Genomic DNA, 26111 nt, shown 5'->3' with positions numbered 1-26111 from the left:
TTAAGTGTTTTAATTTGATTGTTGATTATCAATTTTAAAAGTATAGAACTTAAAACCATTTGGAAGCTGGTTTTATTTAAATCTTTTTTATGAATAATGGACAATAAGAAAATCAAGTTGCATGATTTGCAACTTGATTTTTGATTTTTTAAAACTTTTGGATTTTAATATTCTGCAATAAAAAATAATCCTAATTTTGAGATTCGGTTTTTATACATTATAATTAGCACTATTTTTAATATTTATGAGTATTCAGGAGACAATTCAGAATTTACGAAACGAACTTAATCAGCACAATTACAATTATTATGTACTTGATGATGCAACAATTTCTGATTATGACTTTGATCTTAAACTGAAAGAACTTCAGGATTTAGAAAACAAATACCCTGAATTTTTTGATGAGCATTCTCCAACTCAGCGTGTTGGAGGGACGGTCACCAAAAATTTTAAAACGATTGCACACCAGTTCAGAATGTATTCTTTGGACAACTCTTATTCGAAAGAAGATTTATTAGATTGGGAAAATCGAATTCAGAGGGTGCTGGGAAATGTGGATTTACAATATACTTGCGAATTAAAATATGACGGTGCCTCAATAAGTATTACCTACGAAAACGGAAAATTAGTTCAGGCTTTAACGCGCGGAGACGGTTTTCAGGGGGATGAGGTAACAAATAATATCAAAACGATTAGATCAATCCCGTTAAAATTAAAAGGAAATTATCCTGATAAATTTGATATTCGAGGCGAAATTATCCTGCCTTTAAAAGGTTTCGAAAAAATGAATCAGGAATTGATTGAAATCGGTGAAACACCTTATTCGAATCCGAGAAATACCGCTTCGGGAAGTTTAAAACTGCAGGATAGTGCTGAGGTAGCCAAACGTCCTTTAGAATGTTTATTATATTCGGTAACAAGCACTAATTTACCTTTCTCTTCTCAAATAGAAGGATTGCAATCTGCAAGAGACTGGGGATTTAAAGTACCCAGTGAAGCAAAATTAGCCAATAAGATGCAGGAAGTTTTCGATTTTATTGATTATTGGGATTCTCATCGACACAAATTACCTTACGAAACAGATGGTGTGGTTGTAAAAGTAAATAGTTTTCGCCATCAGGAAGAACTGGGTTACACAGCAAAATCACCACGCTGGGCAATTGCCTACAAATTCAAATCTGAACAGGTTTCGACCAAATTAAAGTCGATTTCATATCAGGTCGGGCGAACAGGAGCTATTACTCCGGTTGCAAATCTGGAACCTGTACAATTGGCAGGAACGATTGTAAAAAGAGCTTCTTTGCATAATGCTGATCAAATCGAAAAATTAGATATTCGAGTTAATGATACTGTTTTTGTAGAAAAAGGAGGCGAAATTATTCCAAAAATTATAGCTGTGGATTTAGAACAACGTCCTGAAAATTCACAACCTACAAATTACATTACACATTGCCCGGAATGTCAGACAGAGTTAGTCCGAAACGAAGGAGAAGCGAATCATTACTGTCCTAATTTCTATGGATGCCCTCCTCAGATTATAGGCAGGGTACAGCATTATATTTCAAGAAAAGCCATGGATATTGAAGGGCTTGGAGGAGAAACGGTTACATTGCTTTTCAAAAACGATTTGGTTCACAATTATGCCGATTTGTATGAATTAAAAGTAGAAGATATTTTGCATCTGGAAAGAATGGCGCAAAAATCTGCTGAAAATCTGGTAAACGGCGTTGAAAAATCAAAAGAAATTCCATTTGAAAGTGTATTGTTTGCACTTGGTATTCGTTTTGTTGGAGAAACTGTTGCCAAAAAACTAGCCAGACATTACAAAAATATCGATGCACTGAGCAAAGCTTCATTAATGGATTTGATTTTAGTGGATGAAATTGGAGAGAGAATTGCAAAAAGCGTAATCGAGTTTTTTGAGAATGAAGAAAACCAAAAGATAATTGAACGATTAAAAAATTATGGTGTTCAGTTTGAAATTGTTGAAAATATAAATCCGAATGCAACCGAAAAATTTATTGGAAAAACATTTGTAGTTTCTGGTGTTTTTGCTCAGTTTTCGAGAGATGAACTAAAGAAGACCATAGAAGATAACGGCGGAAAAGTAGGAAGCTCCATTTCTGCAAAAACAGATTTTGTAGTAGCCGGAGATAATATGGGGCCGGCAAAATTAGAAAAAGCAAATAAATTAAATATTCCAATATTATCTGAAGAAGAATTTATCAGCAAATTAAACGAGGGTTAATAAATTTTCGCCGTAATTTATTTTAATTTATCGATTTTGTAGGTTACACTTATAAAATCGATAAATTTTTAAAGAGATAAAAATTATACGATAATTGATTTTGCCTGATTGGTATGTGATTTATTCTTATCGAAATAAAAATCGATTCGTCCTAAATTTATTCCGTAGCATCCCACCTGATTTACCATAACATCTTCGCCCGCTTTGTTTTTTACAATTGTAGGCTTGTCTAAAAAAGTATGCGTGTGTCCGCCAATAATCATGTCAATGTCCTGTGTCAATTCGGCTAATTTCAAATCACAGATTTTTGATGCGTCGTCTTTGTATTTGTAACCCAAATGCGAAAGGCAAATAACTAGGTCGCATTTTTCTTCTTTTTTTAGTAATTGAGCCATGTCCTTAGCAATTTCCACAGGATTATTGTAAACGGTTTCCTTGTACATTTTTTTGTCAACCAATCCTTCAAGCTCAATTCCTAATCCAAAAACGCCAACTTTAATTCCGTTTTTATTGAAGATTTTATACGGTTTTACAAGTCCGTTCATGATTGTGTTTTTAAAATCATAATTAGAACAGATGAATTCAAAACTGGCGTGCGGCATTTGGGCATATAATCCGTCAAGGCCATTGTCAAAATCGTGGTTTCCAATGGTTGAAGCATCATATTTCATCATGCTCATGAGCTTAAATTCAAGTTCTCCTCCATAATAATTAAAATAAGGAGTTCCCTGAAAAATATCGCCGGCATCCAGTAAAAGCACATTTGGATTTTCTTTTCGAATCGTTTCAATGAGTGCTGCACGGCGTGATACTCCGCCTTTGTTAGGGTTGCGTGGGTCATCAGCCGGAAAAGGATCTATATGGCTGTGCACATCGTTGGTATGTAAAACAGTCAGATGTTTTATGTCATTTGTTTCAAAACTGCTCAATGATAGACCTAAACTTAATAGAGCGGTACCGGCAGCGGTTTTTTCGATAAATTCTCTTCTTTTCATTGTGTATGTTTTTGCGAAAACGCTTGTATTTTTATTTTGGATTAATCTGATTATTCTTCTTTAATTCGAATATCTTTTGGAACCGGAATCGTATCCACTTCTTTAAAATAATCAATCAGTACATTTCTGAGTTTATAATCCAAATCATATTTCTGAACAGCTTTGAGGAAAAAATTCATGCTATCACCTCCATTTGCCAGATAATCGTTTGTGGCAACATAATACGTTTTATTGGTTTCAAGCGGCTTTCCCTGAATCTGAATATTTTTGGCAGTATTGTCTTTTGAAATGGTAAAAGTCATTCCGGCTAAGGGATGTGGTTTTTTCTCTTTAATAATATAAGAAGTCATTTCAGGAATCTGACCGCCTTTTAAAGCAAGGACAACTAAATTGTTTTCAAAAGGCATAATTTCGAAAGCAGTTCTTGTTGTTATATTTCCCTCAGGCAATATAGCCCTGATTCCGCCATGATTTAAAAAACATAAATCGATGTCTTTTTTTTCCCGGGATTTAAAAACCTGATTTCCTTTTTGGAAACAAATATCAGCCATTAGGTTACCTATACTGGTTTGCCATTTTCCTGTGCTTTTATCAAGTGTTTCAGGACAATAGGCCAATACATTGTCTAAGTCTTTATTAATATGATCGCGATAAGGTTTAATGAAATTTTCAATTTCAGGGGTCTGACTGTCTTTTTCGGTAACAGGAAGCTGTTTCCCTTCTACCTTAGTCAAGTTGTAGTATTTATTGCTGCATGAAAATATTAAAAAAAGTGTTAAGAATATAACAAAAAGTTTTAAAAATCCGTTATACTTTTTTAGTTTTGCCATCTTAAATGCGACTTAAATAATTAATTTTGTAATCTGGTAAAAGTAGTATGTTTTTAAATTATTTGAAGGATTTTTTCATAAAAAAAACATTAAAAAATAATTTTCATAATGTAAAAAAGGAAGTTTTTACCAGTAATATACAGACAATTGGCTTGTTGATTGATGAGAGTAATTTCAGGCATTCAAAGGCATTGATAAAAGAATTGATTTCTAATGGAATTGATTCTGAAAGAATTAAAATTGTTGTGTATAGAAATAAATTTAAGGACAAGAAAGAATACTCGTTTCTGACTTTTGGGAAAAAACATGTAGACTGGAGAGGAGATGTTAAAGTGCCTTTTTTGGCTGAATTTATTGAAACAGAATTTGATCTTTTAATTAGTTATTATGATGTTCAAAAACCGATTTTGAAACTCATTACTAACCAATCAAAAGCAAGATTTAAAGTTGGATTTGCATCGATAGATAAAAATATAAATCGTTGGATGATAAATACAGCTTTAGAAAATTATAAGCTATTCGTTTTTGAATTGTTTAAGTATTTAAGAAGTATAAAATAAAAAATATAATTTAGAATATGCAATCATTAATAGGAACTGGTGTTGCCCTTGTCACTCCATTTAAAAAAGATTTTTCAATTGATATCGAAGCCTTACAGCGAATCGTTAATTTTTCGATTGATGGAGGGGTTGAATATCTTGTTGTTATGGGTACAACTGCTGAAAATGCAACTTTGACCATGTCTGAAAAAGAGTTAGTTATTAATACTGTGATTGAAGTTAATAACGGAAGATTGCCTTTAGTTCTTGGAGTTGGGGGTAATAATACGATGCAGGTGGTTGAAGAATTAAAAACAAGGGATTTCTCAGCATTTGAAGCTATTCTTTCTGTTTCTCCATATTATAACAAGCCTACACAAGAAGGAATTTATCAACATTTTAAAGCAATTGCAGAAGCTTCTCCGGTTCCGGTAATTTTATATAATGTTCCGGGAAGAACATCAAGCAATATGGCACCTTCAACAGTTATTCGTCTTGCAAATGATTTTGAGAATGTTGTTGCAATAAAAGAAGCTGCGGGAGACATGGCTCAGGCTTTGCAATTGATTAAAAATGCACCAAAAGATTTTCTAGTAATTTCAGGAGACGATATGATCGCTTTGCCAATAGTTTTGGCAGGTGGAGCAGGCGTGATCTCTGTTATTGGTCAGGGATTTCCAAAAGAATTTTCAGAAATGATTCGTTTAGGTCTGAACCGAAAAGTAAATGAAGCTTTCAAAACACAATACTTTTTGTCTGATTGTATTGATATGATTTTTGAACAGGGAAATCCTGCCGGAATCAAACATGTATTCCAGTCTTTAGGAATTGCTGATAATACAGTTCGTTTGCCATTGGTTTCGGTTGATGAATCGCTGGCAGAAAGGTTAGATAAATTTGTAAAATCAGCATTAAAATAAAATAAAAATCTCCATATTTTATTGTATCAAAAAATATTTTGTAGTAGCTAAATTAATAACTAAATTTGCCACCGAAACTTCGGTGTGATTTTGCTTTGGCATAATTTGTCTCAGAAATCATAATAAAAGTAAGAAAATGAAAAAAATAGTATCGCTGTTAGTTGTTATTGCCCTTTTTTGCTCTTGTAGTGATTATCAGAAGGCATTGAAAAATGAAGATGTTGCAGCAAAGTTTGAAATTGCAACAAAAATGTATGAGGCAGGGAAGTATAACAAAGCAATTCGACTTTTTGAGCAATTAGCGCCTTCCTACAGAGGGAAGCCTCAGGCAGAAAAGCTGTTTTATATGTTTTCCCAGTCTTATTATAAAACAAAACAGTATTATTTAGCGGGTTACCAGTTTGAAAGTTTTGTTTCCGGTTATCCACGAAGTGAAAAAGTTCAGGAAGCTGCATTTTTAGGAGCTTACAGTTATTCAAAATTAGCTCCGGTATATAGTTTAGATCAGACAGATACAGTTAAAGCATTAGATAAATTACAGGCTTTTATTGATAACTATCCAAATTCAGAATATATTGCTCAGGCAAATGAAGCTGTTAAGTTATTAAGCGGAAAACTTGAAAAAAAGGCTTATGAAAATGCTAAAGGTTATAATACTATTTCAGATTATAAATCGGCATTAGTAGCTTTTGATAACTTTATTGCAGATTATCCGGGAACTCCTTTTAAGGAAGATGCATTGTTTTATAAATATGATTCAGCATATCAATTGGCAATTAACAGTATTCCTCAAAAAATGGAGGAACGTTTAAACGTAGCAAAGGTAGCTTACAATAACTTATTAAAGTTTAAAAGCGACACAAAATATAAAAAACAGGCAGACGAAATGAATGCCAGAGTTGAAACAGATTTACAAAAATTTACTAAATAAATAAAGTCATGGATTTAAAAAAGACGAATGCTCCTGTAAATACAATAACTTACAACAAAACAGTTATTGAAGAGCCAACAGGAAATGTGTATGAGGCAATTACCATTATGGCTAAAAGAGCAAACCAGATTAATTCTGAAATTAAAAAAGAATTAACTGAGAAATTAGAAGAATTTGCGACTTACAATGACAGTCTTGAAGAAGTTTTTGAAAATAAAGAACAAATTGAAGTTTCTAAATTTTACGAAAAATTACCAAAACCACACGCTTTAGCTGTTCAGGAATGGTTAGACGGTAAAACTTACCACAGAGGTTCAAACAAATAATATAGTACAATGTCAGTTTTAAACGGGAAGAAAATTTTACTGGGGATTTCCGGTGGAATTGCAGCCTATAAAACAGCCTCATTAGTACGACTCTTTATAAAAGCAGGTGCACATGTCCAGGTGATCATGACACCTGCTTCTAAGGATTTTGTAACTCCGCTTACGTTATCTACTTTATCAAAAAATCCTGTACATTCCAGTTTCTTTAATGAAGACGATCAGGATGCTGTCTGGAACAATCATGTTGATTTGGCACTCTGGGCTGATCTAATGTTAATTGCTCCTGCTACTGCCAATACCTTATCAAAAATGGTAACGGGAAACAGTGATAATCTTTTAATTGCTACTTATTTATCTGCTAAATGTCCTGTTTATTTTGCTCCGGCAATGGATTTGGATATGTACAAACATCCTTCTACTTTATCCAGTTTTAATGCTTTAAATCAGTTTGGAAATATAATGATTCCGGCTGAAAAAGGTGAGTTGGCAAGTGGTTTGTCTGGAGAAGGAAGAATGGCTGAGCCTGAAAATATAGTTGCTTTTTTAGAAGCTGATTTAGAAAGTAAACTGCCGTTAAAAGGAAAAAAAATACTAATAACAGCCGGTCCAACATACGAAGCGATAGATCCGGTTCGTTTTATTGGAAATCATTCTTCAGGAAAAATGGGGTATGATATTGCAAAAGCAGCAGCTAATCTGGGTGCTTCTGTGGTATTGGTTTCGGGACCAACAAATTTGAAGATTGAAGACTCATTGATTGAGGTTGTTAATGTAGTTTCTGCTCAGGAAATGTACGATGCCTGCCATTTGTATTTTAATGATACAGATGTAGCTATTGCAGCTGCGGCAGTAGCAGATTACAAACCAAAAGTGTTTGCTGTTCAGAAGATTAAAAAAGCCGCTGATGAATTTTCGATCGAACTTGAAAAAACAAAAGATATATTATTCTCTTTAGGAAAAATTAAAAAAGATCAGTTTTTAATTGGTTTTGCTTTGGAAACTGAAAATGAAATCGAAAATGCTAAGTTGAAAATCCAGAAAAAAAACTTAGATTTGATTGTTTTAAATTCATTGCAGGATAAAGGAGCAGGTTTTCAACTGCCAACTAATAAAGTTACTTTTATAGATAAGGAATTTAGAATTGAACCAATGGACTTAAAATCAAAAGAGTCTGTTGCGGTTGATATTTTAAACAAAGTTATAGAACATTTTTATGTATAAATTAGTTACTTTTTTAGCGTTTTTGTTTTTTAGTTTTGGGCAGGCACAACAGTTAAATTGTACGGTTACGATAAATACGGAAAGATTGCCAAACCCCAATCTTCAGGTGTATAAAACGCTGCAGGCTTCTCTCTCTGAGTTTGTGAATAAAACGGATTGGATGGGCGCTGTTTTAAAACAAAATGAGCGCATTAACTGTTCCATGTATATTACGCTTTTTTCTCATAATTCTGATCAGTTTTCAGGAACTATACAAGTACAGTCGTCAAGGTTAATCTATAATTCTACTTATTCTTCACCTGTTTTTAATTTTAACGATAAAGATTTTAATTTCAGGTATACTGAGTTTGAACCTTTATTATACAATCCAACTACATTTGAATCTAATTTAGTGTCAGTAATTTCCTTTTACAGTTATATGATTTTAGGAATGGATGGTGATACATTTCAGTTTGCAGGAGGAAATCCTTATTTTGAAACTGCCCAAAATATTGCCAATGTAGCTCAGCAGGGAGGTTCTAAAGGATGGACTCAGGCCGATGGTCTTCAAAATCGTTATTTTCTGATAAACGATATGGCTGCTCCGGTTTATTCTGACCTGAGACAAACTACTTTCCTTTATTTTTCAGGTTTAGATATAATGAGCCAGGATTTAAAAGAGGCAAAAGAGAAAATAAAATCGTCCTTAATGTTAATTGGTAAATTAAATTCTGTTAAGCCAAATGCCTTTTTGACAAGAGTATTTTTTGATGCAAAATCAGATGAGATAGTATCTGTTTTTTCAGGGGGACCAAGTATTATAATTACAGATTTAGTAGAAAACTTAAACAGGGTTTCACCTCTGAATACTACAAAATGGTCTCAAATTAAATACTAACTGAATTTACTTCAATAATTTTACTTTTAAAAACTATATGATTACTTCGCTGTCAATTAAAAATTATGCATTAATTGAAAAACTTTCTATAGATTTTTCGAAAGGGTTTTCTATAATAACCGGAGAAACCGGAGCTGGTAAATCCATTATTTTAGGAGCTTTGGGTCTGGTTTTAGGAAAAAGAGCTGACTTGACATCACTTAAGAATAAGGAAGAGAAGTGTGTAATTGAAGCACAGTTTGAGATTTCCAAATATAATCTACAAGAGTTTTTTGAAGCAAATGATCTGGATTATGAAGATGAAACAATTATCAGACGTGAAATTTTGCCTTCTGGTAAATCACGTGCATTTATTAATGATAGCCCGGTAAATCTTCAGGAATTACAGAATCTGAGTGTGTTTTTGATTGATATTCATTCGCAACAGCAAACCCAGGAACTCTCTGATGAAGGTGTACAGTTTAAAATAATTGACGCAATTGCTCAAAATTCAGAAATTATAGATTCTTATCAAAAATTACTCAAAGTATATAAAACAGATAAATCAAAATTAAATGCATTACTTAAAAAACAAAGTGATGCAGGCAAGGAGCAGGAATACAATACTTTTTTATTGAATGAACTGGTTGCCGCCAAATTAAAATCAGGAGAACAGGAAGAACTGGAGGCTGATTTTGAAAAACTGAATAATGTTGAAATAATTAAAGAATCAATTGATAAATCACTTGCAATTGCAAATGAAGAGCAATTTGGTGTTTTTCATAATTTGAATGAGATTAAGACTTCATTGCAGAAAATAGCAGCTTTTTCATCAGAGTATCAAAATTTATTTGAAAGAGTTACAAGTGTAGCTATTGAATTTGATGATGTTTCAAAAGAATTGCAAAATGCAGCTGATAAATTGTTAAATGATCCCGAGAAATTGGAATTAGTCAGTCAGAAATTACAGTTGATTTATAATTTGCAGAAAAAGCATCAGGTAACTAATGTTGATGAATTGTTGCAAATTCAGTCAAACTTGGAAAATTCTGTATTGGAATTAGGTAATATTGAAGAAGAAATAGCAATTCTGTTGACATCAATTAAACAAAAAACAGAAGAGTTAGATCTGCTTTCAGCTAAAATTCATCAAAATAGAAAAGAAGCAATTCCGGTTTTATCGAAACAGTTAATTTCAATATTAGAAACTTTGGGAATGCCAAATGCTCAGTTCAAAATGGAACTAACTCCATCTGATGCCTATTTTCTAAATGGAAAAGATGAATTACAGTTTTTGTTTTCTGCGAATAAAGGAGCTGACTTTGGCTTACTGAAAAAAGTGGCTTCAGGTGGTGAAATGTCACGTATAATGCTGACGGTAAAAGCCATTTTGGCTCAATATTCTAAATTACCCACTTTGATTTTTGATGAAATAGATACTGGTGTTTCAGGAGAAATCGCTATCAGAATGGGCGAAATAATGAAAGAAATGAGCTGTAAAATGCAGATATTTGCCATTACACATTTACCTCAGATTGCTGCAAAAGGTGATTCTCATTTTAAAGTATCAAAATCTACAGTTGGTGATGATACACAGTCAGAACTGAAATTATTGTCTCAGCAGGAGAGAGTTATAGAAATTGCTCAAATGCTTTCAGGGGCAAATATTTCTGATTCAGCATTGAATCATGCAAAGCAATTACTTAATTAAGAATACAAAAAAATGGAAAGCCTGAGTTATTACGAAAATCAATTTATAAAAGCGGATTCACTGATCTCTGACGGAAACATTGCCGACGGAAAGGAATTGCTTGAGGAAATATTATCTCAATACCCTGATTTTGGTAAAGCACATAATCATTTGGGATGGATTTACTACAATAAACTTAGTAATTATGATAAAGGAATTTATCACTATAAACTGGCAATGAAATTTGAACCGAAATATCCTGCACCTTATTTGAACTATACTTATCTGCTTATTGATATCGGCAGGTATGAGGATGCGAGAGAGCATATTAGCTTTACAATGCAGACTCTCGAAAATTTTGATTCCTCATCATATAATAGTGAATTAGGAAGGATGGCCGAGTATGAGAGTCAATATATAGCTGCTTACAATTACTATAAATCTGCAAAGAAAAATGCTTTAAATCCTGGCTTTATAGACAATATGAATGCAAACATGAAAAGGGTTAAGGATAAAATGTCTATTTTTGAAAAATTAAAACTGAAATTCAATTAATACAATAAATAATTACAAGATGATTATAGAACCTAGAATGAGAGGATTTATTTGTTTGACATCACACCCAAAAGGATGCGAGCAAAATGTTAAAAATCAAATTGAATATATCAAATCAAAAGGGCCTATTGAAGGAGCCAGAAAAGTATTGGTAATTGGTGCTTCAACCGGTTTTGGATTAGCTTCAAGAATTACAAGTGCTTTTGGGTCAGATGCAGCAACTATTGGTGTGTTTTTCGAAAAGCCTTCAGCTGAAGGTAAAACTGCTACACCAGGCTGGTACAATTCAGCCGCTTTTGAATCAGAAGCTCATAAAGCGGGATTATATGCAAAAAGTATCAATGGAGATGCTTTTTCAAATGAAGTAAAAAGAGAGACATTAGATTTGATAAAAGCAGACTTAGGGCAAGTAGATCTTGTAATTTATAGTTTGGCTTCTCCGGTACGTACAAATCCTAAAACAGGAGTTACACATCGCTCAGTTTTAAAACCAATTGGACAAACATATACTAATAAAACTGTTGATTTCCATACAGGAAAAGTTTCTGAGGTTTCAATAGCTCCTGCTAACGAGGAAGATATTGCTAATACAGTGGAAGTGATGGGGGGTGATGACTGGGCTATGTGGATTGAGGCTTTAAAAAACGAAAATTTATTGGCTGATGGCGCTACAACAATTGCGTATTCGTATATCGGACCAGAATTGACTGAGGCAGTTTACCGTAAAGGAACCATTGGTCGTGCAAAAGACGATTTAGAAGCTACAGCGTTTACTATTGCAGACAGTTTGAAATCTATAGGAGGAAAAGCTTATGTTTCTGTTAATAAAGCTTTGGTAACACAATCAAGTTCGGCAATTCCTGTTGTTCCTTTGTATATTTCTCTTTTGTATAAAGTGATGAAAGAAAAAGGAATTCATGAAGGATGTATTGAGCAGATTCAGCGTTTGTTTAAAGACAGATTGTATAGCGGATCTGAAATTGCTACAGATGAAAAAGGGAGAATCAGGATTGATGATTGGGAAATGCGCGAAGATGTTCAGGCAGATGTGGCTAAACTATGGTTAGAAACTACCACAGAAACATTGCCTGCTATTGGGGATTTAGAAGGGTACAAAAATGATTTCTTAAATCTGTTTGGATTTGAATTAGCAGGAGTAGATTATAAAGCAGAAGCAAATGAAATGGTTCATGTAGAAAGTATCAAATAATTTATTTAAATCATTATAAATGAAAACCATCAACCTAAAGTTGGTGGTTTTTTTATGAATAAAACTTATCTTTGCGCAAAATTTGAAATTATAAAAACTGTACCTAATTCCACACATAATCTATTATGGTTTTTTCTTTAATTATACCCGTGTATAACCGTCCCGATGAAGTAGATGAGCTTTTAGAAAGTTTAACGAAATCCGATTATAATGAAGCTTTTGAAATTGTTCTTATTGAAGACGGATCATCAATTCCTTGCAAAAGTGTGGTAATGAAATACCAGGGAAAGCTAAATATATCATACTATTTTAAGCCTAACTCAGGACCGGGAGATTCCAGGAATTTTGGTATGATAAAAGCAATAGGTAATTATTTTATTATTTTCGATTCTGATTGTATTATTCCTTCAAACTATCTGACAGAAGTTCGAAAAGAATTAGATAGGGAATATGTTGATTGTTTTGGTGGACCGGATAAGGCTTTGGATAGCTTTTCAGACATACAAAAGGCAATTAATTTTGCTATGACTTCTTTTTTAACTACCGGTGGAATTCGTGGTGGTTCTGAAAAAATTGATAAATTCCAGCCAAGAAGTTTCAATATGGGGATTTCAAAAAAAGCTTTTGAAGCATCAAACGGCTTTGGGAATATTCATCCTGGTGAAGATCCGGATTTGTCTATAAGACTATGGAATTTAGGTTTCGAAACCAGATTGTTCCCTAAAGCATTTGTTTATCATAAACGAAGAATAGACTGGGAGAAATTCTCAATTCAGGTAAACAAATTTGGGAAAGCAAGACCTATTCTAAATAGTTGGTACCCAGAACATAATAAATTGACTTTTTTCTTTCCTGCCTTTTTTATGTTAGGCTTATTATTAGCTTTTTTATTGTTAATTTTTAATTTTGATATTTTATTACAAATATATTTTGTATATTTCATTATAATTTTTCTTACATCTGGTATTAGTAATAAGAGTGTTAAAATTGGATATCTTTCTGTAATTGCTGTTTGGAAACAATTTTATGGTTATGGAACAGGCTTTTTAGAATCTTTTGTAAAAATTATTCTTTTAAAGAGAAAACCTCAGGAAGCTTTTCCTTATATGTTTTTCAAATTATAATATGACAAAGATTATTGGTTTGACAGGTGGAATAGGTAGCGGAAAAACAACTATTGCCAATTTTTTTGCAGAAGCCGGTGTTCCGGTATATATCGCTGACAACGAAGCCAAAAAAATAATGCAGTCAAAGCCTGTAATCTCAGAAATTAAAGCTGTTTTTGGTGATTTTTTATTTGAAAATGAAGTCCTGAACCGCGCAAAATTAGCGGAGATTGTTTTCAATAACAGTGAAAAGCTAAATCAGTTAAACTCAATTATACATCCTGCGGTAAAAAAAGATTTCGAGAAATGGCTTCAAAAGAATAAAAACTATGAATATATAATTTATGAAGCCGCAATTTTGTTTGAAAGCGGCCGATACAAAGATTGTGATATAATCATAACAGTTACAGCTCCTGAAGAAATAAGAATTGAAAGAGTTATTAATCGTGATAAAACAAGCAGAGAGCAGGTCTTAAGCAGAATGAAAATGCAATGGAAAGACGAAGAGCGTATCCTGAAAAGTAATTTTGTTATAACTAATGATAATCTTAAAAAAGCAAAAGAAGAAGTTGTTAAAATTCTTAAAATTTTAAATATTAAACAAAATCATTCTTAAATGTTAATATTTGGTTAATGTATTATTTAGTATATTGTTAAAATATTAATTTTGCTTCGATGAATAAATTATTTTTTAGAATACTTGTTTTGTTAATGAGTTTGTCCTTAATTGGTATAATTCTGGTTCAGGTATATTGGTTCAATTCGTCATTTGAAAATAATGATGAACAGTTTAAATATCACGTTACCCAAGTAATCAGCAATGTCTCTGATGAGCTTGAACAACAGGAAGAGTATAGCTTTTATGATAAAATCAATCATATAAAAGACAGTACCGGGAAAATCCCTCAAAAAGAAGATTTATTAGAAATTTTATTTGTTCAAAGAAATACAAAAACAAACAAAACTATAGTTTATAAAAACAGTATTAGTTCTGAAAAATATGATATTAATGGATCTGTATTTAATAAAAAATTCAGTTCGGATGGTTTTAAGAGTTTTAGTTCTAAAAGGTTAACTGAAATTTACAATAGCAATAGTGTCATTGACAATCCAGATTTAAATCAGAGTACTATTCCGGACAAAAAAATTGAAATAGACGGCAATTTAGATATTTTAAATAAAGCTCAATTGCAAATTTCATATAAAGACTATGCTGCTGCATTGCCAATAGATGAAAGGATTACGAAAGAAAGGTTGCGAAACATTTTAAAAAATGAACTGGCCAAGCATGGAGTTAAGACAAAATTTGAATTCGGAATTTATAATAGCGGGAGTCCCACAAAAATAAAATCTGAAGGGTTTCATTTTGATAAAGATGCAACTTATAATATTCCTATTTTTTCAGATAATGAAGGAAATAGCAAATATGAATTATCAGTTACTTTTCCGAACAAAAAGAAATTTTTATTGTCGCAGTTGGTAAGTATTACGATACTGTCTATAATTTTTACACTAATTATCATAATCGCTTATACAAGTGCCTTAAATCAGCTAATTCGTCAAAAGCAAATATCTGAAATAAAAACAGATTTTATAAACAATATGACGCATGAGTTTAAAACTCCAATTGCTACAATAAATTTAGCTCTTGATGCAATACGCAACCCCAAAATTATAGAAGACAAGGAAAAGGTATATCGTTATCTTCAAATGATTAGGGATGAAAATAAAAGAATGCATGCTCAGGTTGAAAATGTACTCCGAATCTCTAAACTCGAGAAAAAAGAACTAGATATCAGTAAAGAACCTAATGTAATTCATGATATCATAGATGATGCAATTGAGCATGTTAATTTAATTTTAGAAGACAAGAATGGTACAATTGTAAAACATTATAATGCAGCAAGGACTACTTGTCTGGTTAATGAAGTTCATTTTACAAATGTACTGGTAAATATTTTAGAAAATGCGATAAAATATTCTCCAAATGTTCCAGAAATAGAAGTTTTTACAGAGAACGTTAAAGACATGATTCTGATAAAGGTTAAGGATAATGGTTTAGGAATGAGTAAAGTAGCTCAAAAAAGGGTTTTTGAAAAATTTTACAGAGAGCACACAGGCGATTTACATAATGTAAAGGGTCATGGTTTAGGTCTTGCTTATGTAAAAAGAATTGTTGAAGATCACAACGGTCAGGTTTATGTAGAAAGCGAAAAGGGAAAAGGTAGTACCTTCATAATAAAAATACCACTAATAAATTAAAATATGGAAAATATTAATAAAAGAATACTTTTAGTAGAAGATGACCTTAATTTTGGTGCAGTTCTTAAAGATTATTTAATGCTAAATGACTTTGAAGTTACGTTGGCAAAAAATGGTATGGAAGGTTTCGAAAAATTCAAAAAGGATGTTTACGATCTATGCATTCTTGATGTAATGATGCCTTATAAGGATGGCTATACTTTAGCAAAAGAAATCAGAGAAAAAAATAGCGAAGTGCCGATTATTTTTTTAACAGCAAAATCAATGAAAGAGGATGTCTTAAAAGGATACAAGGCCGGAGCTGATGATTATCTTAACAAACCTTTTGATTCTGAAGTTTTATTAATGAAAATTAAAGCTATTATTCAAAGAAAATCCTCTGATACAAAAGCAGAACAAGTTCAGTTTGAATTCAATGTTGGTAAGTTTCATTTAAACTCTAAATTAAGGTTTTTAACATTTCAGGATGAGGAACCAATAAAATTATCTCCAAAAGAGAATGAATTGCTAAAAATGCTGATTCTGCATGAAAATGATTTAATGCCAAGAGAATTAGCTTTAACAAAAATCTGGAGAGATGATAACTATTTTACTTCGAGAAGTATGGACGTTTATATTGCAAAACTCAGAAAATATCTAAAAGCTGATGAGGATGTTGAAATTTTAAACATTCATGGTGAAGGTTTTAGGCTGGTAGTTAAAAGCAAAGCAGTATCTGAATAAATAAAAAAGCTCCGGAAAAACGGAGCTTTTTTTATTTCTAAACCAGACTCTTGGATTAAATTAAATTAACGCTTAATGTAATTTCGGTCTTCAAGAGTTTTGAAATTGGGCAAATTTCTTTTGCTTTACCTGCAATTTCAGAAAATTTTTCGGCTGTTATAGAAGGTACTCTTCCTTTCAGTTCCAAGTGGATTAAGGTGATAGAACCATCTTCAAAGGTAACTGTGGCTTCTGTAGATAAATCGTCCGCAACAAATCCTTCTTCGTTTAATAAGAAACTTAATTGCATGGTAAAGCAGCCAGAATGAGCTGCAGCAATTAGCTCTTCCGGATTGGTTCCTACTCCTTCTGCAAATCTTGTTTTAAAAGATAATTGAGCATTGTTCAGGGTTGTACTTTGAGTGCTTATAGCTCCTGTTCCTTCCATGCCAGATCCTTTCCAGTTGGCATTGGCTTTTCTTGTAAATTTCATTTTTATAGTTATTAGAATTAATAAAATTATTAAGTTAAAATTGATAAAAGAATGTCTATTTCAAATATAATCAATATTTTACAGATTTGTTTTATTAATTTGTTATTGAACGTACATTAAAAAAGGTGTAATGAAAATTTTCATTACACCTTTTAGAATTTATAAAGATGAAACCTTATTCCTGGCTCAGGTTACGCAATTGATTTAATTTGTCTTTCCATACTTCAAGGCTCTCCTTGTGGATAGCAATGTTTTTGCGAACTTCAAGCACTATGGAGTTTTCTTTCTTTGCATTTTTTGTATTTGCAAAAAACTGAATATTGTTCTCTAACTGGAATATTTCATTTTGAACTTCTTCGATTTTACGCATGATGAAAATCTTTTCATTATCTAACCTGCGTGTATCATTACTTTCTGATAAAGAATCGATTCTGTTGGAAAAACGCATCATTTCTGTATCTTTCTTACTGAGACTCAGTTTTTCAAAAAGAGCATCCAGTATTTTATTGAATTTGCCCTCGATATGTCGTCTTGAAAAAGGGACTTTTCCAAATCCTTTCCAGGTCTCGATGTGTAATTTAATCGCATCTAAATCTGTTTTGTGATCCCCGGTAAGCTCGAAAGCCCTTAGTGTATCCAAATATGCTTTTTTATTATCAAACGCAGCAACTTCTTCACTATTTTCTTCGGCTTTATGTTCTTTTAACTTGTCAAAATAATGGTTGCAGGCATCTTTAAATTCTTTCCAGATTTTGTCAGAGTATTTTTTAGGAACATGACCTATTTGTTTCCACTCTTCCTGAATTTGTTTCATGATTGGAGTAGCAGCATTAAAGTCTGTGCTTTCCTTTAATTCTTTGGCCTTTGCAACAAGTGCCATTTTTTTGTTTAAATTTTCATTTTGATCTTTTTTGATATCTTTATAAAACGAATTTTTAAAAGTATTAAAGTTTCTAACGGCAGTTTTAAATGCAGCCCAAGTTTGTTCGTTTACTTCGCTTGGTACTTTTCCTGTAGCAAAAAATTCATTTCTAAGTGCTTCAACTTTTTGTATTTGTACCAGCCATTGCGAATGTGAGCCCACTTTTTCAGTAGCCAAAACTTCAATTGTTGCAATAATTTCTTTTTTGATTTCGAGATTTTTCTGTTCGTTTTCTCTTTGGCTTTCGAACAAAAGTTCTCTTTTGTCATGGATTTTTTTTGTCAGTTCGCTAAATTTATTCCAAATTATATCACGATGTTCTCTGGATACAGGACCAATATCTTCTTTCCAGATTCTGTGTAAATCCTGCAATTCACGAAACGCTTTGCTTATATCTGCTTCGTTAACTAACTCTTCAACACGAGTAATTATTTTTTGTTTTTGTTCAAGATTATACTTGAAATCCAGATCTCTTGCTTCACGGTCTAAATGAAGATAATCATAAAAATTCTCAACATGAAAGTGGTAATTGTTCCAGACATGATTGTATTTATCTTTTGGAATCGATCCGGCATTTTTCCATCTTTCTCTTAATTCATTGAAATGCTTAAGAGTGTCTTTAATATTTTCCTGTGGATTTATAAGTTCTTTTAGTTCCTCTACTATAGCAAGTCGGGTTTCTAAATTTGATTTTAAATTGCTTTGTAAATTTTTAAAGTGAGCATTTCTTTTTTCACGAAATATATTATAATACTCGTCGAATTTTGATTTTAAAGGAGAGTGGTACTGAAAATCTTCATTTGGGTCCTCATTTGAAGCATTAAATTCTTCTTTTTTTTCTTCAATAAAATGATTAAACTGAAGCAAAAATGATCTTTTTATTTCTTCTATATGGTCTTTTACAGACATGACTTTGTCTGTATTTACAAACTTTTTTAATTCATCAACAAGTGAATCCATTGAAAAAGTATCGTAGTCCTTCATAGGAATATCATGACGATCTTTTAAAGTTTCATCTTCACTTTCTTCAGCATTGGAATTGGTAATTGCATCCAATGCAGTTTGGTGATTACTGTCCTCATTAACTTCGTCGTTTCTATCTTGCTTCTGAGTTGCATCAGAATCTGACTTGTGAGTTACATTATCTTGAACAGAATCGTTATTTTCGATTCCTGACTTTCCATCTGCTTCCTGCAGGTTATCATTCTTTTCTTCTAACATCTTTAAATGTATAAGGATTATTTAAACAGAGCGAAAGATAGTAAAGGTGTTTCTAAATACAAAATAAATCGTTTGTTTATGAGATGTTTTAGGATAAAATTCTTGTTATTCGCATTATAGAATAATTGAGATTTAATGATTTTTTAATTATACCAGTAGAAATATAAAAATTTTGATTCCTTATAAAATTTAGAAAACAGGAAATTAAAAAAGTTTTTTAAACTTATTTTTCTTATAACAAATCAGAACAAGACCAAAAAACCGACTTCTAAACCCCAATTATATGATTTTTGATTACCAAAAGCGATGCTGGGATGTATATACACCAAATCATCGTTGGAAATTTTTCTGCCCAGCTCTAAATAAGCATTATTCTGAAATCCGTCTAAAGTTTTATTATATCGAACTGCAGCATCAGCAGCAATCCAGTTTCTGCCAAAAAATAAAAAAATGGAGTTTTCAAGTGCTAATACATTGACATCATTTCTATTACTATAGCCAGCAAAACTCCTTTGATATTCTAATGATGAAATCCATAAATATTTTTTATTTTTTAAATATCTCGCGAAAAAAAAAGCGGGTATAAAGACCCATTTTCCAGTTCCAAAACTTGGACTTGAAGCTGAGTTAGAAATTACTCTGGCTCTTAAAGAGATGCCGTTATTGTGTTTCATGTACGGTATGTAGCTTATGCCAGCGCCAATATCTCCAATGCCTGTTTGGTTTGAAGTGTCTGAATTTGTTGAAACAAGAGGAAAATCAAATCTTAAATTCCATGCTTTATTACCAATAGGATAAAGCAAACGTAATTGTGTAGTGTTGTATGAGCCACTATCAGTGTCCAAATATTCGTTAAAGAAAACTAATGTTTTCAGGAAGTAGTGATATCTTGCTTCTGAAAAAGGACCTTCTGAATGAATGGAATCTCCTTCCTGTGCTTTTACAGCAAATGAATATATAGAAAAAATGCAGAAGTAAAGTAATTGTTTTTTCATAACCATCTACAAATGAGAATACTAAGTTATGAAAATTGTTTTAACCTCTTTATTTATAGTACTTGTTTATTTATTCCATATTTTCCATGCTTTTTCTGCCTGGAAAATAAGCATATCGAGACCATTTTTTATTACTGCTCCTCTATCTTTGGCATTTTTCAAAAACTGAGTTTCGGCAGGATTATAAATCAGATCGTATGCTATATGTTTATCCGTGAAAAACTCATAGGGAAGATCTGGGCAAGCCTCGATATTTGGGCTTGTTCCAACAGGGGTACAATTGATTATGATTTGAAAATTGTCAAAAGTTGTTGCATTAATTAAATTGTAATCAATAATATTTTCTTTTGCTTCTCTTGAAACAAAAGTATAAGGAATATCGAGTTCTTCAAGTGCATAAGCGACTCCTTTTGATGCTCCTCCCGTGCCTAAAATAAGCGCTTTTTTATGATGCGGTTCTAATAACGGTTTTAATGATTTTTTAAATCCGTAATAATCAGTATTGTATCCTTTTAGTTTTCCACTTTTGGTGAATTTTATTGTATTTACTGCACCAATTAAAGTTGCTTTTTTTGAAAGCTTATCCAGATAAGGAATAACCTGTTCTTTGTACGGAATTGTGACATTTAAGCCTTTTAAGTCCGGATTGTTTTTAAGTAATTCTTCAAAATGATTGATTTCAGAAATATCAAAATTTTCGTAACTATTACCTGCAAAATTTTCATTATTAAATTTTTCTGTAAAATATCCTTTGGAAAAGGAGTAACTAATATTGCGGCCTAATAAGCCAAAACGTCTTCTTAAAATATCAATCATTATTGTTTCCTATGTTTTTCAATATAATTTTTAACCATTTTTTTTGTCCATACTACAGGAAATAAATCTTCAATTAGAATGTAATTGTCAAAATTCAAACGCAAGCCATTGCTTAAATGAAATTTAGCTTTTGTATTGTCTTGTACCATAAAATACAATCCGGCCAAACGGTATTCTATTTCGTTTTCTTCCGGAAAATATTCGGAAGCCTGTAGTAATGTTTGTATGGCGCTGTCGAATTCTCCTAAAAACTGAAGAATATCTACCCAGAATAACCAGGTATCTAATGCATAATCGCCAAATTCTACTGCTTTTCTATAACCAAATTCAGCTTCTTCAAAAAAGTTCATTTGTTTATTTATGGTTGCATAACGTTTCCAGTACAAACGATTTTGATTGTCGATGGCTAAAGCCTTGTTAACAAAAAATAATGCTTTCTGGAAGTTTTTCTGACGAACGTAGAAATCAGTAATAGCAATCCATCCTTTGTCCAAAAGAGGATCTTCATGAACAGTTTGGTTGTAATATTTCAGAGCCAGAACATTATTTCCGAGCTTTTCGTAACATTTTCCAATTCGCAATAAGGCATATGAAGTTGCATCATCTAATTCAATGGTACGGTTATAGCTTTCTATTGCCTGTGCGTATTTTTTAAGTCTTTCGTAAGCTTTTGCTTTTTCCATGAATGCACCCAGAAATTCTTCGTCGATCAGGGTTGCGTAATCAAAAGCGCGAATTGCATTTTCATACTCTTTTACACCATAATGAAGTCTTCCTAGCTGATGCCAGGCGATTTCACTGTACGGATTTTTGTTGATGTATTCATTAAGATAAACAATAGCCTCCTGATTTTGGTCTAAAAATTCAAAGCAATACACTACGTTATACAATGCAGACTGATCTTCCAAGTCTTCTTCAAGACATTTGATAAAACTGTCTTTTGCCATCTCAAGGTTGTCCATAAAGAGATATTCCATTCCGATTAAGTTGTACACGTCAGCAAAATCGTCGGTATATTGCAGGGCAATTTTTAGCAATTCTACTGCTTTTTCGTGTTGGTCTCTCTTAGAACAAATATTGGCTTTCTGGATGTAAATTTCCTCGTTGTTAGGTTCAATTGCATACAACTCGTTCAAAAGCTTCTCTGCCATATCGAGTTTGTCATCGTAAACCAGCATTTCTACTTGTACTAATTTTAAGCCTGTAGATTTCGGATGTTGGTCTAATGCAAGTTTTAAGGCTTTTTTTGCTAAATTAGCCTTGCCTATGTCTAAATAGTGAAGAATAATTTCTTCGAATTCTTCAGAATCAAAAAAGAGTACTTTGTTGGTTTTTAACATCGACTCAAATTTGGATAGGGATAGGTTATAATCTTCTTCTTCGTTGCTTAATTGCATACTTTGTGTTTTTGAAATTAGCCTGTTATAAATTTAGGCAACCATATTATTTTGTGAGGAAAGGAAATTTATTGTTTTGAACAATTTAATTAACAATATGGACAGAATTATTCTGTTTTAAGTTTTAATCTTTTGATTTGTAAAAGATTACTTAATAGTGTTCCGGATTTTTGTTTTTAACGGGAAGCCATAGCCCAGATAGAAGTGGAAATCCTTTTTTGAAGCATTTTTCAGCTTCAAAAAAGATTGCAACGTATAGCTGGAAATAGCTCCTGATTAAGCTTCTTGTTCTGTTTTCAAAATTTCATCCATAACTTCAAGAATTATAGCGCATCCTTCTTTTATTTCTTCTTCAGAAATGGTTAATGGAGGTGTTATTCTGATGGCGCATCCTTCAAATAATAACCAGAACAATATGAGTCCTTTTTCCTGGCAGTTTAAAATGACCTGAGTGGTGATTTCGGCACTTTCGGTCATGGCTGCAAGCATTAACCCCTTTCCTCTAATTTCTGTTATCAAAGGATGTACCAAAAGTGATCTGAATAGTTTTTCCTTTTCTAATGTTTCCTGCATCAGATTAGTCTCAGTTAATTCCTGCAAAGTCGCTAAACAGGCTGACGCAATGACAGGATGGCCTCCGAAGGTTGTGATATGTCCTAATTTTGGATTTTCGGTCAACAGATCCATTTTTTCTGCAGATGCCGTAAAAGCGCCTACCGGCATTCCGCCTCCCATTCCTTTTCCCATAACGACAATGTCCGGAACGACATCGTAGTTTTGGAAACCGAATAATTTTCCGGTGCGTCCAAAGCCAGGCTGAATTTCATCTACAATCATCATGGCGTCTACTTCGTCACAGCGTTTGCGTACTTTTTGCAGAAAGTTGTCATTTGGCTCAATAAAACCAGCCCCTCCCTGAATAGTTTCTAAAAGGATGGCAGCGGTTCTGGTTGTTATTTTTTGTAAATCTTTTTCGTTGTTGAAAGTAATAAAATCAACATCCGGAAGTAATGGGCGAAAGGCTTGTTTGCGTTCTTCGAATCCCATAACACTCATGGATCCCATGGTATTTCCGTGGTATGCATTGTGACAGGAAATCAACTGACTACGACCTGTTGCACGTTTGGCTAATTTAAGGGCGCCTTCAATTGCTTCAGTACCGGAATTTACCAAATAAGTTTTGTTTAAAGTTTTCGGCAAGAGTGAAGCTATTAATTTACAATACTGCACGGCCGGGCTTTGTGAATACTCTCCGTAAACCATTACATGTGAATACTTGTCTAACTGATCTTTTATAGCCTGATTGACTCTTGGGTGCTGATGCCCTAGTGTACAGGCCGAAACACCGGCAACAAAATCTAAATATTTTTTATCGCTGGTGTCGTAAATATAAGAGCCTATGGCATGTGAAACTTCCATTCCGAGTGGATATGGAGAAGTTTGCGCCTGATATTTTATAAAATCCGGATTCATTGTTAAGCTTTAATATCGCCACTTTCACTTGAAACTATTTTTTAGTTTTTGTGGACGAATTATTAGTTTTTGCTGCAGGTTTCTTCTTGTCGTAATTTAAAGTTTCCTTTCTGACTTTCATTGGTACATTTGGTTTGGCATCTTCTGCTTTCCCTTCTTTGACTAATTTATCGTTTAGTTCGTTTTCTTCAGCAGGAAAAATATCGTCTTTTGATTTAATTCTTTCATCTCCCCGCCAGACAAAACCTTTTAATTTTCGGTCATTTTCCGCCAACTCATCTTCTGGATAGCTGTCGCTTTGAACATTTTTGAAAAGAGTGATGTTGTCAACTCTGTTATTTTCTATAATAAGATTAATTCTGCTGCTTACACTTTTGTCGATTCCTACAAGTTCGTTTGCCGAATTTCGGGCATAGTATATAGCTTCTGTATTTTTTATTATGTCAACATCATGTAATTTCCCGTCCCTGAATTTTCCAAAGAGGTTTAAACCTTTGACCTGATTGTATCCTGTGCCAAGCGTGTCCCGCGAAATTATAAACGTATTATTGAAGACTTTAAGTGAGTCTAATTTCCGGGTCTTGTTGTCTCCAATCAAATGCATAAGATCGCCGGTAATCTGACTTTCTGCATTCCATATAATTGGTTTCCCTATTAATTTTGTAAGTGCTGTTTTACTGTTTGAATGGAGGGAGTCGCATTTTCCGCTCATATCAATTTTATAAAAACGAACATTATTGAAAGCTCTGATGATTCTTTCGCCTTCCTTTCCGGTTACCATTAATTTTTTGCCGTGTATATAAACTGAATCTTTCTCGACCAGATTTATGGCAACTGCTCTTTTAGTTACAAACATTGAATCTTTTAGTTTGTATAATTCGGCATAATGTCCTTTTACGATTCCTTTGTTTATAGAGTCTGTGATTTTTACATTTCGTGTTGCGGAAGCGAATTCGGTATTTCGGTTGTAGAATAAACTGTCGCCTTCAATGCGCCGGTCATCATATTTTATGTACGATTTTCGGAGAAAGTGAGCCAGGTTTTTTTTCGTGTCGTAAAAACCATTTTCGGTATAGATATAATTTGTTTTACTTGTGATCGTTGATGGACCAAACAAATAAGAGTGACCGGAATTGCTGTAATAATCTAAGTGATTAGATTTCATAACATATTTCGGATTTGTAAGTGTTACTTCCGTTAAAAACTGAAATTTTTTCTGGGCTACGTAATATCTTCCTGATTTACTGACTAAGGTATTGTCTTTGTTGATAATTGTCCCTTTAGTATTGTAAAAAACCTCCTGTACGTTTCGGTCAAAATTGATGGTGTCAGTTTGTAAAGTTGCATCAGGAGAGGTCATAATAGCATTTCCTGTTGCGAAAGCTTTTTTGACATTACCGCTGTACTCGGCATATTTACTATTCAGAAATAATGTGTCTCCTTGCACAAGCTGTACGTTGCCGAAAGCTTTGATGTAATTTTCTTTTTGAAAGTAATACGCTTTATTACAAGTAAGGACTACGCCATCATGGTTTATTTTTACATTTCCGGTCAGCAAAAGTGCGCCGGGAATTTCTACTTCGTTGACATCTGAAAAGTCTGAGTTTTCAACTATTATTTTCTTAGGGGTTTGTGAAAATAGACCTTGAAGGCTTCCTAAAAATAAACAAAAAGATATTAAAAAGAGTAATTTCTTCAATTGATTTAATTTTTGTCAAATTTATTGAAAAAGGATATAACCTTAATGGATATTATGAATTATTTATAATAGCTCACTCAATACAGCTTAAAGGAAATAAAAAAGGCAGAAAGAAAACTTGCCCTTCTGATTTTAAATTTAAAAAAATTAAACTTTAGTTTTCAATGTTTCGGCATCAATACTGCCGTGCGAAACATCATAAACAGCTTTTCCATTTTTAATTAAAATCAATTGTGGGGACTCGTGATATACATTGAATTTTCTGGCAATTTCATTTGAAACCTCTCGATATGCAATCAAATCAAGAAAATAAGCATCCACAGTATCATTTAAATCAAACTCTCGTTCAAATTGTTTTAAAGCCATTCGGCTGATACTGCATCTTGTGCTGTGTTTGAAGATTATAACCGGTTTTTCATTGGATATTGCTTCAATTTCCATTAGCTGTAATACATCAGTTAAATTGGTCCAGTTTATATTGTTTTTAGGAGAATCTGTATGCTCTGAATTCCCGAAGATTGAAGTGAAAAAACTCATAATTGGCTTGATTTGTGACTTTTTGACATGTTAAATCGTTAAATATGGATTTAAACGGTCATTTTGTCTGTTCTTGTACTGTGGAATATAATTTGTCTATTTGAATACAAAGTTAATTTTTTTGAATCAAAAAGAGAGCTCTATAAATCTTAACTTTAATGATATCG

The 26111-nt window shown here is 32.7% G+C and carries 24 protein-coding genes; 14 read left to right on the top strand and 10 right to left on the bottom strand.

The annotated features are described in order from the left end of the window. The first annotated feature begins 244 nt into the window (after positions 1-244). Entirely contained in the window at positions 245-2248 is a 2004-nt protein-coding gene (ligA, locus tag GXM17_RS18965; RefSeq protein WP_163401120.1) for an NAD-dependent DNA ligase LigA, read from the top strand. A gap of 83 nt (positions 2249-2331) precedes the next feature. Here ligA and GXM17_RS18960 read toward each other — a convergent pair whose 3' ends face one another. Together GXM17_RS18960 and GXM17_RS18955 are read right to left on the bottom strand one after the other, a co-directional pair. Further along, on the bottom strand, positions 2332-3243 hold the full coding sequence (locus tag GXM17_RS18960) for a bifunctional metallophosphatase/5'-nucleotidase (RefSeq protein ID WP_163401119.1): 912 nt from the start codon (positions 3241-3243) through the stop codon (positions 2332-2334). 50 nt (positions 3244-3293) lie between these two features. Next, positions 3294-4073: a 5'-nucleotidase C-terminal domain-containing protein gene (locus tag GXM17_RS18955; RefSeq protein WP_163401118.1), complete on the bottom strand. Its 780-nt coding sequence runs from the start codon at positions 4071-4073 to the stop codon at positions 3294-3296. A gap of 47 nt (positions 4074-4120) precedes the next feature. Here GXM17_RS18955 and GXM17_RS18950 point away from each other — a divergent pair, with 47 nt between their 5' ends. The 13 genes from GXM17_RS18950 (at position 4121) to GXM17_RS18890 (ending at position 16412) form a co-directional block, all read left to right on the top strand. Further along, entirely contained in the window at positions 4121-4633 is a 513-nt protein-coding gene (locus GXM17_RS18950) for a DUF6913 domain-containing protein (protein ID WP_163401117.1), read from the top strand. 17 nt (positions 4634-4650) lie between these two features. After that, a complete protein-coding gene (gene dapA / locus GXM17_RS18945; protein WP_163401116.1) occupies positions 4651-5532 on the top strand; it encodes a 4-hydroxy-tetrahydrodipicolinate synthase in 882 nt (293 codons plus the stop codon). Between the two features lie 136 nt (positions 5533-5668). Beyond that, positions 5669-6463, top strand: coding sequence for an outer membrane protein assembly factor BamD (locus GXM17_RS18940; protein WP_163401115.1), 795 nt, complete (start codon positions 5669-5671; stop codon positions 6461-6463). 8 nt (positions 6464-6471) lie between these two features. Continuing rightward, entirely contained in the window at positions 6472-6789 is a 318-nt protein-coding gene (locus GXM17_RS18935; protein WP_007807938.1) for a DNA-directed RNA polymerase subunit omega, read from the top strand. A gap of 9 nt (positions 6790-6798) precedes the next feature. Next, positions 6799-8010, top strand: a complete 1212-nt coding sequence (gene coaBC, locus GXM17_RS18930; RefSeq protein ID WP_163401114.1) for a bifunctional phosphopantothenoylcysteine decarboxylase/phosphopantothenate--cysteine ligase CoaBC — start codon at positions 6799-6801, stop codon at positions 8008-8010. Then, a complete protein-coding gene (gene porD, locus GXM17_RS18925) occupies positions 8003-8887 on the top strand; it encodes a type IX secretion system protein PorD (RefSeq protein ID WP_163401113.1) in 885 nt (294 codons plus the stop codon). The genes coaBC and porD overlap by 8 nt, the downstream gene beginning before the upstream one ends. Positions 8888-8924: 37 nt before the next feature. Continuing rightward, positions 8925-10577: a DNA repair protein RecN gene (gene recN / locus GXM17_RS18920; RefSeq protein WP_163401112.1), complete on the top strand. Its 1653-nt coding sequence runs from the start codon at positions 8925-8927 to the stop codon at positions 10575-10577. 12 nt (positions 10578-10589) lie between these two features. Further along, complete coding sequence (locus tag GXM17_RS18915; RefSeq protein WP_163401111.1) at positions 10590-11111, top strand: hypothetical protein; 522 nt, start codon at positions 10590-10592, stop codon at positions 11109-11111. A 19-nt stretch (positions 11112-11130) separates the two neighbouring features. Beyond that, positions 11131-12321: an enoyl-ACP reductase FabV gene (gene fabV / locus GXM17_RS18910; protein ID WP_163401110.1), complete on the top strand. Its 1191-nt coding sequence runs from the start codon at positions 11131-11133 to the stop codon at positions 12319-12321. A 125-nt stretch (positions 12322-12446) separates the two neighbouring features. Further along, complete coding sequence (locus GXM17_RS18905) at positions 12447-13445, top strand: glycosyltransferase family 2 protein (protein WP_163401109.1); 999 nt, start codon at positions 12447-12449, stop codon at positions 13443-13445. A gap of 1 nt (position 13446) precedes the next feature. Beyond that, positions 13447-14043 (top strand): dephospho-CoA kinase, encoded by a 597-nt coding sequence (gene coaE / locus GXM17_RS18900; protein ID WP_163401108.1) that lies wholly within the window; start codon positions 13447-13449, stop codon positions 14041-14043. Positions 14044-14102: 59 nt separating this feature from the next. Further along, positions 14103-15689: a sensor histidine kinase gene (locus GXM17_RS18895; RefSeq protein ID WP_163401107.1), complete on the top strand. Its 1587-nt coding sequence runs from the start codon at positions 14103-14105 to the stop codon at positions 15687-15689. Positions 15690-15692: 3 nt separating this feature from the next. Then, positions 15693-16412: a response regulator transcription factor gene (locus GXM17_RS18890; RefSeq protein ID WP_163401106.1), complete on the top strand. Its 720-nt coding sequence runs from the start codon at positions 15693-15695 to the stop codon at positions 16410-16412. 55 nt (positions 16413-16467) lie between these two features. Here GXM17_RS18890 and GXM17_RS18885 read toward each other — a convergent pair whose 3' ends face one another. From GXM17_RS18885 to ytxJ, 8 genes are all read right to left on the bottom strand, one after another. Then, positions 16468-16884 carry an OsmC family protein gene (locus GXM17_RS18885; RefSeq protein ID WP_163401105.1) on the bottom strand — a complete coding sequence of 139 codons (417 nt, stop codon included), beginning with the start codon at positions 16882-16884 and terminating at the stop codon, positions 16468-16470. A 175-nt stretch (positions 16885-17059) separates the two neighbouring features. Beyond that, positions 17060-19027 (bottom strand): DUF349 domain-containing protein, encoded by a 1968-nt coding sequence (locus GXM17_RS18880; RefSeq protein ID WP_163401104.1) that lies wholly within the window; start codon positions 19025-19027, stop codon positions 17060-17062. Between the two features lie 242 nt (positions 19028-19269). Next, positions 19270-20022, bottom strand: a complete 753-nt coding sequence (locus tag GXM17_RS18875; protein ID WP_163401103.1) for a lipid A phosphoethanolamine transferase — start codon at positions 20020-20022, stop codon at positions 19270-19272. A 66-nt stretch (positions 20023-20088) separates the two neighbouring features. After that, positions 20089-20838, bottom strand: coding sequence for a shikimate dehydrogenase family protein (locus GXM17_RS18870; RefSeq protein WP_163401102.1), 750 nt, complete (start codon positions 20836-20838; stop codon positions 20089-20091). Continuing rightward, positions 20838-22235: a tetratricopeptide repeat protein gene (locus GXM17_RS18865; protein ID WP_163401101.1), complete on the bottom strand. Its 1398-nt coding sequence runs from the start codon at positions 22233-22235 to the stop codon at positions 20838-20840. Before GXM17_RS18865 ends, GXM17_RS18870 begins: the two co-directional genes overlap by 1 nt. Before the next feature lie 276 nt (positions 22236-22511). Next, complete coding sequence (locus GXM17_RS18860; protein ID WP_163401100.1) at positions 22512-23708, bottom strand: aspartate aminotransferase family protein; 1197 nt, start codon at positions 23706-23708, stop codon at positions 22512-22514. A 34-nt stretch (positions 23709-23742) separates the two neighbouring features. Continuing rightward, positions 23743-25407, bottom strand: a complete 1665-nt coding sequence (locus GXM17_RS18855) for an OstA-like protein (protein ID WP_163401099.1) — start codon at positions 25405-25407, stop codon at positions 23743-23745. A 147-nt stretch (positions 25408-25554) separates the two neighbouring features. Beyond that, positions 25555-25944, bottom strand: a complete 390-nt coding sequence (gene ytxJ, locus GXM17_RS18850; protein ID WP_163401098.1) for a bacillithiol system redox-active protein YtxJ — start codon at positions 25942-25944, stop codon at positions 25555-25557. Positions 25945-26111 lie beyond the last annotated feature (167 nt).

The organism is Flavobacterium fluviatile (assembly GCF_010645065.1).
Taxonomy (GTDB): domain Bacteria; phylum Bacteroidota; class Bacteroidia; order Flavobacteriales; family Flavobacteriaceae; genus Flavobacterium; species Flavobacterium fluviatile.
This window is presented reverse-complemented; position numbering and strand designations above follow the sequence as displayed.